At 61.0% G+C, this 13,190-nt stretch carries 12 protein-coding genes; 9 read left to right on the top strand and 3 right to left on the bottom strand.

The window, feature by feature from the left end; all coding sequences use genetic code 11:
* Positions 1-39: 39 nt before the first annotated feature.
* Positions 40-546 carry a GNAT family N-acetyltransferase gene (locus H582_RS0124930; protein ID WP_028600717.1) on the bottom strand — a complete coding sequence of 169 codons (507 nt, stop codon included), beginning with the start codon at positions 544-546 and terminating at the stop codon, positions 40-42.
* Positions 547-696: 150 nt separating this feature from the next.
* Between H582_RS0124930 and H582_RS0124925 the strand changes: the two genes are divergently transcribed.
* The 5 genes from H582_RS0124925 to H582_RS0124905 all read left to right on the top strand — a co-directional run bounded on the left by H582_RS0124925 (position 697) and on the right by H582_RS0124905 (position 6,785).
* A complete protein-coding gene (locus H582_RS0124925) occupies positions 697-2,016 on the top strand; it encodes an MFS transporter (protein ID WP_028600716.1) in 1,320 nt (439 codons plus the stop codon).
* A gap of 75 nt (positions 2,017-2,091) precedes the next feature.
* On the top strand, positions 2,092-3,003 hold the full coding sequence (locus H582_RS0124920) for a sulfurtransferase (protein WP_028600715.1): 912 nt from the start codon (positions 2,092-2,094) through the stop codon (positions 3,001-3,003).
* A gap of 465 nt (positions 3,004-3,468) precedes the next feature.
* Positions 3,469-4,380 carry an AraC family transcriptional regulator gene (locus H582_RS31515; protein ID WP_164820125.1) on the top strand — a complete coding sequence of 304 codons (912 nt, stop codon included), beginning with the start codon at positions 3,469-3,471 and terminating at the stop codon, positions 4,378-4,380.
* A gap of 6 nt (positions 4,381-4,386) precedes the next feature.
* Positions 4,387-5,346 carry a cysteine peptidase family C39 domain-containing protein gene (locus tag H582_RS0124910; RefSeq protein WP_028600714.1) on the top strand — a complete coding sequence of 320 codons (960 nt, stop codon included), beginning with the start codon at positions 4,387-4,389 and terminating at the stop codon, positions 5,344-5,346.
* 326 nt (positions 5,347-5,672) lie between these two features.
* Entirely contained in the window at positions 5,673-6,785 is a 1,113-nt protein-coding gene (locus H582_RS0124905) for a serine hydrolase domain-containing protein (RefSeq protein ID WP_307719975.1), read from the top strand.
* Positions 6,786-6,864: 79 nt separating this feature from the next.
* Here H582_RS0124905 and H582_RS0124900 read toward each other — a convergent pair whose 3' ends face one another.
* The gene (locus tag H582_RS0124900) at positions 6,865-7,620 is read right to left on the bottom strand and encodes a helix-turn-helix transcriptional regulator (protein ID WP_028600712.1); all 756 of its coding nucleotides are present in this window, start codon (positions 7,618-7,620) and stop codon (positions 6,865-6,867) included.
* Positions 7,621-7,764: 144 nt separating this feature from the next.
* Here H582_RS0124900 and H582_RS29580 point away from each other — a divergent pair, with 144 nt between their 5' ends.
* Complete coding sequence (locus H582_RS29580; RefSeq protein ID WP_052333660.1) at positions 7,765-8,724, top strand: nucleoside hydrolase; 960 nt, start codon at positions 7,765-7,767, stop codon at positions 8,722-8,724.
* Between the two features lie 239 nt (positions 8,725-8,963).
* Positions 8,964-9,860: an AraC family transcriptional regulator gene (locus H582_RS0124890; protein ID WP_028600711.1), complete on the top strand. Its 897-nt coding sequence runs from the start codon at positions 8,964-8,966 to the stop codon at positions 9,858-9,860.
* A gap of 24 nt (positions 9,861-9,884) precedes the next feature.
* On the opposite strand, the gene H582_RS0124885 is transcribed toward H582_RS0124890, so the two are convergent.
* The gene (locus H582_RS0124885; protein ID WP_028600710.1) at positions 9,885-10,217 is read right to left on the bottom strand and encodes a DUF1904 family protein; all 333 of its coding nucleotides are present in this window, start codon (positions 10,215-10,217) and stop codon (positions 9,885-9,887) included.
* A gap of 111 nt (positions 10,218-10,328) precedes the next feature.
* Between H582_RS0124885 and H582_RS0124880 the strand changes: the two genes are divergently transcribed.
* Positions 10,329-11,036 (top strand): DNA alkylation repair protein, encoded by a 708-nt coding sequence (locus tag H582_RS0124880; RefSeq protein ID WP_028600709.1) that lies wholly within the window; start codon positions 10,329-10,331, stop codon positions 11,034-11,036.
* A gap of 25 nt (positions 11,037-11,061) precedes the next feature.
* Complete coding sequence (locus H582_RS0124875) at positions 11,062-13,014, top strand: elongation factor G (RefSeq protein WP_028600708.1); 1,953 nt, start codon at positions 11,062-11,064, stop codon at positions 13,012-13,014.
* The last annotated feature ends 176 nt before the right edge of the window (positions 13,015-13,190 follow it).

Genomic DNA, 13,190 nt, shown 5'->3' with positions numbered 1-13,190 from the left:
CGGCGCCGCCGGAAGCGAAAGGCCGCTGCTCCCGCGAGCTCAGCGGCCTTTTTTGTACGTCATGCAGTAAAAGGGCTTCGGCCCGTCCGGCGTGCCCCGCTCGTACTGGTCGGTCACGCGGAAGCCGGCCTTCTCGTAAGCGCGGCGGGCGCGCACGTTCCACAGCAGCACCTCGAGGTCGATCTCGTCCTCGGGCTTGCGGCGGCGCGCCTCCCGCACGAGCAGCCGGACAAACGACGGGCCGATGCCGTCGCCGCACAGGTCCGGCCGCAGCGCCAGACCGAGACGGGTGACGCCGACGATCGGGAAAAACTGGGCGTAGCCCATCAGCTCGCCGTCGTCCGGATCGATGACGGCCGCATACTGCTCCTCGCGAAGCTTGGGATCGCCGAACTCGATCTCGAGCTTCTTCAGCGTGTCCCATGGATCGTTGTTGTACACGTCGTACGGCGGCTCGAAGCGCCAGCGGCATACCTCCTCGGCATGGGCCTCGGTCATGGGGACGACCTGCCACGCGGCGGCGGGATCGAACGGATCGATGGTCATGAGGGCTCCTCTCCGGCGCCTTGCGCCTGTCGCTTGTTCGCATAATAGCCATCTTCGGACAGGGCCATTATACCATTCCGGTTCCGGGTCATGGTAAAATAGGAAGCACTGGAATCATCCTACTTCAACGAATCCATCGAAGGAGCCGCGATGCGCAAACTGATTCTGCTCGGTTGTCTCTCCTATTTCGTCATCGGCCTGGCCCATGTGGTCGCAGGGGCGCTGCTGGAGCCGGTCATGGCCAACTATGACCTCAGCTACGGCGCGGCCGGCCAATGGATTACGAATCAATTCCTCGGCTTTTTGCTGGGCGTGCTCGCCGCTCCCGCCATCACGTCCCGGATCGGGCGCCGAAGCGGCCTCGTGCTGGCGCTCGGCTTCCTCACGGCGGCCGAGGCGATCTACAGCATGCTGCCGCCGTGGGACGTCATCCTCGTCGCCGCGCCGGTCGCCGGCTTCGGCTTCGGCATGACCGAGGCGGTCGTCGGCGCGCTCATCATGGACGTATTCGCCCGGGGCAAGGCCTCGGTCATGGGCTGGCTGGAGGTCGCCTTCGGCGCCGGCGCGCTCGCCATGCCGGGCCTGGCGGCGCTGCTCATCCGGGACGGCATCTGGATGATGAGCTTCCCGGTGCTGACCGCGCTCGCCGGCATCTCGATGCTGCTCTGGATGACGCTGTCGTTCGGCCCGGCCGACGAAGCGGTCGCCCATACGCCGCGGACGGCGAAGCCGGCAGCGGCTGCGCCTGCGGACGGGCCTGCCGCGGCCGCGCGCGAGGCGGACGAGCCGATCGTCGCTCCCGGCCTGGACGGGCCGGCGGCCGTGCCGGCTGGCGGCGCGCTGGCGGCCGCCAAGGCAGAAGCGCCCGCCAGCGGCCGCGGCTGGCTCGGCTACGGCCGCGGCTCGTGGCCGCTGCTCGCGGTCGGCATGGCGTTCTTTTTCCTGTATGTCGGGCTCGAGATGGTGTTCGCCAACTATTTGCCGTCCATCATGACGAAGGGGTCGGGCATCGGCGAGGCGGAAGCCTCCGCCGTGCTCAGCCTGTTCTGGGCGACGATGGTCGCCGGACGGCTGCTGATCGGCTTCGCCACGCGAGCGGCGGGCTATCGCGTCTATCTGCTCGGCTCCGTCGCCTCGACGCTGGCCGCGCTCGTGCTGCTGGCGACTGCGGGCACGCTCACCTGGACGCTCGTGCTCGTCGCTCTGGCCGGCTTCTGCATGGCCGGCATCTTCGCGGTCGCGCTCATCTACGTCAACGAGCGGCTGCCGGGCATGACCGACCGCACGACGAGCCTGCTCGTCGCCTGCGGCGGCCTCGGCGGCGCGATCTTCCCCAAGCTGGGCGGCTGGCTGTTCGACCTGCACGGCTGGCAGCGGCTGCTGCAGCTGACGGCGGTCATGGGGGCGGTGCTGCTCGTGCTGCTGCTGGTGCTGCTGGCGCTGCGCGGGCGGCAGGCGGCGGAGGCTTAAGCAGCGCTGAAGCCTGAACCCGGCGTTCAAGCTCAAGTCCGATCCTCAATCTCATCAAGCAGGAGGCGAGGCACGATGAATCAACCGAATCCGATCGTCTCGATGAAATGGCTGCTCGCCCGCATGTACGAGCCCGATCTCGTCATCGCGGACTGCCGGTTCGCGCTCGGCAAGCCCGAGTCCGGCCGCGAGGCGTACGAGGCGGCGCATGTTCCGGGCGCCGTCTACCTGGACCTGGAGCGGGATCTGTCCGCCCCGGTCGGCGAGCATGGCGGCCGCCATCCGCTGCCGGACCCGGCCGAGCTTGAGGCGGCGCTGCGCCGCGCGGGCATCGGCCCGGACAGCCGCGTCGTCGCCTACGACGACCAGGGCGGCGCGATGGCGTCGCGCCTGTGGTGGCTGCTGCGCTGGCTCGGCCATGACGCGGTTTATGTGATGGACCAGGGGTTTTCCGCCTGGCAGGCGGCGGGTTATCCGGTCACGGACGCGACGCGCGTCGTCGTGCCGGGAGCGTTCCGGGCGCGCGTGCGGCCGGAGCTGCTGGCGGACGTGGACGCCGTACGCGCCGCCTCGCGGACCGCGGAGCCGGAGGCATGGTCCTCGGCCGCTGGCGCGGGAGCGGAAAGCGGCTCGGCGGCCGCCGAGAGCGCGCCGCTGCTGATCGACTCGCGCGAGCCGCGCCGCTATGCGGGGCTCGAGGAGCCGATCGACCGCGCGGCCGGGCATATCCCGGGGGCGGTCAACCGCTTCTGGAAGGGCGTCCTGAACGAGGACGGCCGCTGGAAGAGCGGCGACGCGCTCTCCGCCGCGCTGGACGGCATCCCGCAGGACCGCGAGCTGATCGTCTACTGCGGCTCTGGCGTGACCGCCTGCCCGAACGTGCTTGCCCTGCAAGCCGCCGGGTACGGGAACGTAAGGCTGTACGCGGGGAGCTGGAGCGATTGGATCTCGTATGAGGGGAATCCGATCGCGACGGAGGATAAGTAAGAGTCGATAGACCGCGTCGGACGCGGATTGGGGGGCTGTGACAGGTTGCCGTGAGGCGGACCTGTTGCAGCCCTCTTTGGGCTTTTCTGCAAACAGCTTGCAGACAAGAATTCGAGGAAAGCAGCTGCAGGAACCACGGAACCAGCCGCAGTTCGGCGGTTGGGTCAGGTCGTCGCAGCCTTCTGTGCAGAGCAAGAGTCCGACCGCCCTCCAGAGCAATCCACCTGCTGTTGGCTGGCGTTGCCGGCATCCCCTGGCTTGGCGGTATCGATAGATACGGTTTAAAAGAAAGGTCTCTACGAGACGCGCAATTTAACTTTGTTTGGTAGGAGCTCGCAACCAAGTAAACGAACTACTATTTTACGAAGGAATATCAGCGTAAGAACCTCTACAGCGGTTCTACGCCACGATGATGCGAGGGAATATATGAACCGTAGAGACTATGTAAGCAGAATCAATAAGGTCATGAACTATATTGAAAATCATTTGGAAGAGAATCTTTCTTTAGCCTCTTTATCACGAATAGCAGCGTTCTCTCCCTTCCACTTTCACCGCATTTTTAAAGCGATTGTTGGTGAGAACGTCAACGAGTATGTGAAGCGAATCCGCATGGAGAAAAGCACGCAGTATTTGGTGAACCGCAGCGATTTATCAATAACTGAGATCGCCTCTGCCTGCGGCTTTACGTCATTATCCACTTTTTCACGGGCGTTTTCCGAGCATTTCGGAGTAAGTGCGCGAGACTATCGCAAAAACGGACAACATCGCAAGAATAGTCAATTTTGCCGCAAGAACGGGCAAGAAGTTTTGGATACACAACGTTATTCTGAAGACGTATCAGCCGTAGATGTCCAACAAATAAATGTAGCGCAAGTCAGGATCGAGAGGTTGCCGGATCTGCATGTGGCTTATGTCCGACACAGATACGGGTTTAGCAAAGGGATATACAGCAAGGAGATCGTCGAGTCCTTTAACAAAACCCAAGCGTGGCTGAGACAGAACAATCTGGATCTGCGAAGATCCATGGAAGTCGGAATTACGTATGACAACCATGATATTACGGAGAGCGAAAATTGCAGATATGATGCTGCATATACCATCCCTGCTGGGCTAACAGACAACTTTGGTCATGAGGAGGTGGATATTCAGGATGTTCCGGGAGGCCTGTATGCAGTTTATACGATTAGGCTTACGGATGTAAGCTCCGAGGAGGAAGTGATTGTTCAGCTTGGACATGTTGTAGATTACATGTACGGGCGGTGGCTTCCGGATAGCGATTGCTTATTGGCAAACCGGCCTTGTCTCGAGATATACCATACGGAGCTGCAAGGAGCGGTTGTCATCCTTGATTTTTGTCTGCCCATCGAGAAAGGATGAGAGGTTATGTTTGCCTATGTCGGAAACGGTCAGTATTGCTATGCAAATTCCACATCGATGCTGCTTGATAGCATCGGAGAACAGGTTTCGGCGAGCCTAATTGAGGTGTTGACTGGTGTTGGGCTAGGGGCAGTTTGGTTTGAAGAGGATAATATGATTTTCTTCTCTAATGGAATTCCTCATCTGGGAGTCAGCAAGGCACTGGACATCTTGGGATTTACATACAATGAACGTTCAGGGATGGATGAAGTTGGAATGATGGATCAACTATCCGCGGAGCTTAAGGATCATCCGATCTTGATTGGGCCGCTCGACATGGGTTTTCTTAGCTATATGCCAAATCATCACGATCTACATGGCTGCGACCATTATGTGCTGGCTTTTGGGCTGGAGGACGGGTGGTTACGATTGCATGATCCAGCGGGATATCCTTTTGCCAAGCTGCCTGTTCGCGACTTGGTCCAAGCGAGTAAAACAAACCGATTGCAGTATCGGTTTTATCCAAGCGATCTAGTCTATCATTATTGGACATCGCCTATGCGACTGCGACAACGAACATCGAATGAAATATACCACGAAGCCGTACTTTATTTCCGAGAAGTGTATTTGGACGCTGATCACATCGCTTTGAAACAGGGCTGGAAAACAGGGGGCGATGCTTTCACAGCCTTGCAGCAACACTTAAAGGGAGAGAAGATTGACCCGGGACTGCAAGGTCACTTAACGCATTTTGCCTTTCCAGTAGGTGCAAGGCGGGCATTGAACTATAGCGAGTTTTTTCAACCTGGAAATGCTAGACTGTCCGAGTTGAAATTAATGCAGTCCGAAATGTTCGGTCATTGTCATTCCCTAGCCGTTCGGGGGGACTGGCATGCACTAGGCGAGGCGGTACGATGTCTAGGGGAGCTTGAGCTACAATTCCGAGAGCGTTTATTTGATGATGGACAAGAAAGCCGTGCTTACTAAAAGTGAAGAACAGCGAGATTCCGATCGTGACGGGAGGCTTATAGAAGCACAGAACTAGCGTTGCTAAGGGCAAGAATGCCCTGGCCGTGCCAGTTCCGCAAGCTGGATCGGCTGCATGGAGTCGGACAGAAAAAAGGTACGAAGAAACGGCACGGCAGGGGCATTCCGCCCCCGCCGTGCCGTTTTTGCCTATGTCCGTCCGCCCCCGTCGTGCACGCTCGCTCTTTCTCGACGAGAATCCTTTTGCGCCAAGGGCAGCGGCGCCTTGGGACGAGGCGGAGGCGGGGAGGGGAAGTGAGCCAAAACGGGTATAACCGATTTTGGACATGAAGACGGCTCCGGCAATGGTAAAATCGAGAAAAACAAAAAGGGGCCGATTCCGCATGGTGGATAAACTGGAGTCTTTATTTGAGCAGTACGTTCATGATCATCATTTTTCAGGAACCGCCCTCATCAGGGGAGGCGAGGCGACCCTCTTCGAACGCGCCTGCGGCTACGCGCATCGGGGGTTCAAAGTGCCGAACGGAATGCGTACGAAATTCGATACGGCCTCCGTCACGAAGCTGTTCACGGCCGTCGCGGTTTTGCAGCTGGTCGATTGCGGAATGCTCGGCCTCGACGATCGAATCGTGGATCGAGTCGACTTGACCGGCACTTGCATTCCGGAGGACGTCACGCTCGCACACCTGCTTACCCATACTTCCGGCATCGCCGATGACGCGGACGAGGAGCTGGGCGAGAGCTACGAAGCGTTGTTCGTCAGCAAGCCCAACTACTCGATCCGCCATAACGCCGATTTCATTCCGCAATTCGCCTACAAGAAGCCGAAATTCAAAGCGGGAACGGATGTCAGCTACAACAACTGCGCTTACGTGCTGCTTGGGCTCGCCATCAAGCAGGCCACGGGCATGGGCTACCGCGATTATGTCGATCGTCATGTGTTCCGCGCCTGCGGCATGGACGATACGTCATTCGCGGCCAAGGACGAAGGCGACGCCGCCGTCGCGGAGGGGTATGAGGCCGAGTATGACGAATATGGACAGGTCAAATGGAGGAAAAACGTCTATTCCTTCCCGCCGATCGGCACATCGGACGGAGGAGCCTATACGACGGTCGGCGATCTCGATACGTTCATGCGCGCCCTGGCGGGCGGCAGGCTCCTTTCCCGCGAGAGGACGGAAGCGATCATGAAGCCGCAGGCCCGCCTTGCCAAGTCGTACGGACGAGGCACGGTCGTCAACGGATATGGCTTCCATTTCGTCTATGACGGGGCAGGGAAGCTCGTGTGCATGTATAAGGACGGAGCGAACGCAGGCGTCGCCGCCATGCTCGCTTATTATCCGGATGCCGAGACGACGAGCATCATCCTCGGAAATCAAACCTGCGATATCTGGGAGCTGCATCGAGAGGCCGAGCGGCTGCTGTTCGACGCGACGTAGCCGCCCCGAGCGTCAATCGCCCTGCTAGCGGCCGGGCAAGACGGATTCACCCCTGTCCGGCGGCTGGCGGGACAGGGGCTTAGACGCTGCGCCGGAACTGCCCCGGCGTCATGCCGAATCTGCGCTTGAACATCGCGCACAGCTGCGCGTCGCTGGAGAAGCCGCAGTGCAGGGCGATTTCCAGTACGGACAGGTCGGCATGCAGGAGCAGCCGGCGCGCCTCGTCCAGTCTTTTTCCGAGCACGTAGGCAAGCGGAGGGACGGCGAACCGCTGCTTGAAGCAATGGCGGAAATGATGATAGCTGTAGCCGGACATCGCGGCCAGCTGCTCGAGGCGGATCGGCTCCCGGTAATGCTCGTCGATATAATGCAGCGCGAAAGCAAGCCAATGCCCGCTGTCCGCCACGGCTGCCGCCGGGTCCCGCTGCTTCCGGACAAGCTGAATGAGCAGCGAGCTCAGCTCCAGGTCAAGCTGCAGCGCGTAATGGGCGCGCTTGCCCGCCAGTTCGTCCAGCATTCCTTCCAGACGCCGGCCGAGCGGCCGCTCCGGAGCGTCTTGGTACAAGCCCTCTTGAGGTGCGGGCAGCTGCCGGTCCGGCAGCTGGAATCCGACGCAGACGACGCTCGTATCGGCCGCGCGCTTCTCGTCATGCGGCGTTCCGGGACGGATCACCGCGAAGGAGCCGGGACCGTAGCGGTAGGCGACGTCATGGATGCGGGTCGTTCCGCTCCCGCTCGCATAGTAGACCAGCTCGCAGCAGCCGTGCTGATGCATGCCGACCGAGCTGCCCGCCTCATGGGCGGCTTGAAATAAAAACACCGTTTGCGCGATCACCCGCATCGTCCTCCCTTAGCCACTTCAAGCAAGATTAAAGCCAGATCGGTATAGGTAACCGAGGCATGATTCGTTAAGATTAGCTCAAGTTCGAATCATTGTGAAGCAGAGGCAGCCAAAATGACAGGGAGGCGATGGACCGTCATGAGTCGATATCCAAAGGTAGAGGAAGCGTTCCGGCTGGAGCGCTTGGCGGCTCCGCAGGGCAGGGCGAGGATGGTGCTTGATACCGATACGTTCAATGAGATCGACGATCAGTTCGCGCTGGCGTACGCGTTGCTTTCGCCGGAGAAGGTATCGCTCGAGGCCGTGTACGCGGCGCCGTTTTTCAACGAGCTGTCCTCCGGACCGCAGGACGGGATGGAAAAAAGCTACGAGGAGATCGAGCGCATCCTGAGCCGGTTCGGCTTGCCGACGGACGGATACGCGTTTCGCGGGTCGGAGCGGTATTTGCCGGGCGCGGAGGAGCCGGTCGACAGCCCGGCAGCCAGAGATCTCGTCGCGCGCGCGCAGGCGATGCCGGATGACGAGCCGCTGTATGTCGTGGCGATCGGCGCGATCACGAACGTCGCTTCGGCGATCTTGCTGGAGCCGTCGATCCTCCGCAAGATCGTCGTCGTCTGGCTCGGCGGACATGCGCTGCACTGGCCGGATGCGAATGAATTCAATCTGCAGCAGGATGTCCATGCGGTCCGCGTGCTTCTGGACAGCGGCGTTCCGTTTGTCCTGGTGCCGTGCATGGGCGTCGCCTCGCAGCTTCTGACCACGCTGCCTGAAGTGAACGAGCGCGTACGCGGCCGCGGAGCGATCGGCGATTTTCTCGCGGAGCGCTATGAAAGCTGCAGCGACGACCATTTCGGCCGCTCTCGCGTCATCTGGGATCTGTCCGCCGTCGCCTTTCTGGCTCAGCCCCAGGCGGTATGGAGCCACATCGTGCACAGTCCGCTGCTGACCGACAACGTCACCTGGAGCTTCAATTCGTCGCGCCATTTGATCCGATCGGCCTATTTCATCGATCGCGATGCCGTCTTTCGCGATTTTTACGCCAAGCTCGACGATTACGCGGCGGGCCTGCGCACGCTCAGCGCCGTCCAGCGAGCCTAGCACGCGGCATTCCACCCTTCCGATTCGCCGTTCCGGCGGATTCGGAAGGTTTTTTCGCATGCCTTGGACGAGGATCGTCGTATAATGGAGGATAGCAAATCCTTCGTCAGCGAAATGGAACAGCGTGCTTTGAAGTGGCAGGAGCAAAAAGAACTCAAGTGAGGCAACTTCTTGGTGCACGAATCGTTGCGAGGCCGATCTCGGCTGCCCCTATACTGGATCAAGAGAGGAGGGATAAGATGGAGTGGCTGGAGCGGATGAACCGGGCGATGGACTACATCGAGGAGAACCTGACCGGGGAGATCGAGCTGAGCGAGGCGGCCCGCAGGGCCTGCTGCTCGACGTATCATTTTCAGCGGATGTTCTCGTTCATTACGGATGTGACGCTGGCGGAGTACATTCGGCGCAGACGGCTGACGCTGGCTGCGTTGGAGCTGCAGCAAGGCGGGGCGGCGAAGATCATCGATGTCGCGCTGACCTACGGGTACGACTCGCCGGTCTCGTTCGCGCGGGCGTTCCATGCGCTGCATGGAATGACGCCGGCTATGGCCCGCCAGGGCGGCATGGAGCTCAAAGCCTATCCCCGTCTGTCCTTCCTCATCACGATCAAGGGGGCAGAGGCGATGAATTATCGGATCGAGACGAAGGAAAAGTTCGAGGTGTTCGGCCTGGAACGCGTATTCCGCACGGATGGAGGCGGGGATGCGCCCCAAACGCCGGCCCGGCTGTGGGAGCAGAGCCATGCGAACGGAGAGGCGAAGCGGCTTGAAGAGCGTGCAGGCGGGCTGCCGTCCTTCGTGAGCCCCAATCTATACGCAGTGAATGCGGTCTGCAGCTACCGGAAAACCGGGCCCGATACGTTTCCTTACATGCTCTGCGCCTTCAAGGATGAGGCCAGCGATACGGACGGCTACGCTACGGCGACGATTCCCGCGCATACATGGGCGATCTTCCCGTCGGAGCCGCATCCGTGGGAGCAGTTCGGAGAGACGATCGAGACGCTTTACCGTCGCTTCTACACCGAATGGCTCCCAACGGCGGGCTACGAGCAGGTGGACGGAATCGAGTTCGAGATGAACGGGACGAAGGACGGCCTCAACTACATCGAGCTGTGGTTCGCGGTACGCAAAAAGTAGTTGCCGTACGCGTACGGCTCCTTTTTAGGAGCCGTACCGGCGGCCGTTCATGTAGAAATTGTCCTCCCGGCCGACCCGGAAGGAAATTTCCAGATCGGGGATGCCGAGCGAGCGGACATGCCTGTCGATCGCCTCGGCCATCTTGTCTCGAATCTCGTCCCCGCGCTCGAACCACCATACATCGATGAACGGGTAGGAATCGGTATATTTCCCGTCGAAGATCGCCGTGACATGCAGGCACTCCAAGGTGAAATTATCGGTGCCGCATCGGCATATCGCCGCCATCTCCTCTACGAGAGGGATGCTGATCGCGCGTATGCCCTCGGCTGGAATTCCTCTGAAAATCAATTGCGGCATCTCTGCCTGCCTCCTCTCGAATCGACTGCAACCAACGAACGAACAATAAGCGGAACGGCCTTATTATAGCTGGAATCGCCAGTTCATTTCCATGCAAAGGAGCTGAAACCAATGGATCTGGAAACCGTCCTGCACGAGCTCGAAGCTCTCGGCAAGGAACGACTGAAGAAGATGTACCTGGGCAACGGCGCGCATGAGCCCTTGTTCGGCGTGGCTACGGGCGAGATGAAGCCTCTCTACCGAAAGATCAAGCGGAACCAGCCGCTCGCCGAGCAGCTCTACGCGACCGGCAACTATGACGCCATGTACTTCGCCGGCGTCATCGCCGATCCCGACGCCATGTCGGCAGCCGATTTCGATCGCTGGATCGAGACGGCTTATTTTTACATGCTGTCGGACTATGTGGTCGCGGTCACGCTGGCGGAGTCGGACATCGCGCAGGAGGTAGCCGACCGCTGGATCGCGAGCGGCGACGAGCTGCGCATGTCGGCCGGCTGGAGCTGCTACTGCTGGCTGCTCGGCAACCGTCCGGACGCCGCCTTTTCGCAAGAGAAGCTGGCCGGCCTGCTGGACCAAGCCAAGCGGACGATCCACGACGCGCCCAAGCGGGCGAAGATCTCGATGAACAACTTCGTGTACACGGTCGGCGTGTCCTACGTGCCGCTGCATGAGCGGGCGGTGGGGATCGCGCAGCAGATCGGTCCGGTGGATATCGGCGGGAGCGGCGCGAAGCGCAAGCTGTTGAACGCCTCCGAGCAGATTCAAAGTCAGCTGGAAAAAGGGCGGATCGGCTTCAAGCGGAAGCATGTCCGCTGCTGACCGAATAAGGAAGGGGGATGCCGCCATGAGGATGACCATCGGCCTGTTCGCCCATGTGGACGCGGGCAAGACGACGTTTGCGGAGCAGCTGCTTTACCATGCGGGCAGCATCCGGTCGCGCGGACGGGTCGACCATAAGGACGCCTATCTGGACAGCCACGAGATCGAACGCGCGCGGGGCATTACGGTGTTTGCCGATCAAGCGCAGCTGTCGTACAAGGGCTCGGCCTATGATCTGATCGACACGCCCGGACACGTCGACTTCTCGCCGGAGATGGAGCGGGCCGTCCTGGCGATGGACTACGCGATCGTCATCGTCAGCGCGGCGGAGGGAGTCCAGGGACATACGGAGACGGTATGGCAGCTGCTGCGCAAGCACCGGGTTCCGACGTTCTTTTTCATCAACAAGACGGATCGCGTCGGCGCCGACGCGGAAGCGACGCTGGACGAGATCCGCCTGCATCTGACGCCGGACGCAGTACCGGTCATGGACAGCTTTGCGCACGGCATCGTCGGAGAGCCGCTGCGGGAGCGGATGGCCGAGCGGGACGAGGCGCTGCTGGAGGCGTACCTGGAAGGCCGGGACGACCCGGCCTACTGGCTGGAGGCTCTGCGCGGACTCGTCCGCGAAGGAAGGCTGTTCCCGTGCGCGAGCGGCTCCGCGCTGCAGGATATCGGCGTAACCGAATTTCTGGAGCTGCTGCACGGCTTGACGACCGCTGCCTATGACAAGGAGGCGCCGTTCGCCGGACGCGTGACCAAGATCCGTCATGATCCAAGCGGCGTGCGGCTGACCTTCATCAAGCTGCTGGCCGGCACGCTGCGGGTCCGGGACGAGCTGGCCTACGAGAGCGGCGGCAAGCGGCAGGAGGAGAAGGTGACGCGCCTGCTGGCGTTCAACGGGAGCCGGTCGCATGCGCTCGAGCAGGCGGAGGCGGGCGAGCTGATCGCCGTGACCGGACTGTCCGCCGTCGAGGCCGGCCAAGGACTCGGCGCTTGCAGGGACGAGCCGGCCTACGAGATGGCGCCGACGCTGATGACGAAGGTTGCGTTCCCGGAGACGCTTCACGTCAAGGACGTGCTGAGCGCGTTTCGGATGCTGAATGCGGAGGACCCGTCGCTGAACGTCGTCTGGGAGGAGAGCCTGCAGGAGATTCATGTGCATGTGATGGGCCTCATTCAACTGGAGGTGCTGGGGCATGTGGTGCGGGAGCGGTTCGGGATGGACGTCTCGTTCGGCAGCCCGGAAATTCTGTACAAGGAGACGATCCGCGCCGCGGTCACCGGATACGGGCATTTCGAGCCGCTTCGGCATTATGCGGAAGTGCATCTGCGGCTCGAGCCGGGCGAGCGGGGCAGCGGAATCGCGTTCGCGAGCGTCTGCCATCCGAACGAATTCAGCGTCGGCAACCAGAACCTCGTGAAGACGCATCTCTACGAGCGGGAGCATCGCGGCCTGCTGACGGGCATGCCGGTCGCCGACCTCAAGATTACGCTGCTGCGGGCCGCCGCGCACAAGGAATATACGCATGGGGGCGACTTCCGCGAGGCCGCCTTCCGCGCGCTCAGGCAGGGGCTGGAAAAGGCCGACAACGTGCTGCTGGAGCCTTTTTACACCTTCAAGATCAAGGTCGGCTTGGACGAGCTGGGACGGGTGCTGTCCGATATCCAGCGCGCCAGCGGGCAGTTCGATCCGCCGCAGACGACGGACGCGCATGCGGTCGTCACGGGCCGGGCGCCGGTGGCGACATTTCTGAACTATGCGGCGGAGCTGGCCTCGTTCACGCATGGGCGGGGCGCCATCCGCTGCGTATTCGGAGGCTACGACGAGTGCCACAATACGCCGGAGGTGATCCAGCGGAAAGGGTATCGCAAGGACGCGGACCCGCTGTATACGTCCTCCTCGATCTTTTGCGCCAAAGGCAGCGGGTACGCCGTGCCTTGGGACGAGGCGGAGGCGAAGATGCATCTGCTTTGATCGTCGTAAAACAGCCCAAAAGGCTGCAGCTCATTCGAGCTGCGGCTATTTGGGCTTCCATCGTCCGAGAGACGATACGGCGTGCTTGCCGCTGCCGGCGGCTGCAAGGGACAAGCCAACCCATTTATTAGTTGCAATAGCATTCTAACTAAGATAAACTCCAATTAGTTGCAATA

The organism is Paenibacillus pasadenensis DSM 19293 (assembly GCF_000422485.1).
Taxonomy (GTDB): Bacteria; Bacillota; Bacilli; order Paenibacillales; family Paenibacillaceae; genus Paenibacillus_O; species Paenibacillus_O pasadenensis.
This window is presented reverse-complemented; position numbering and strand designations above follow the sequence as displayed.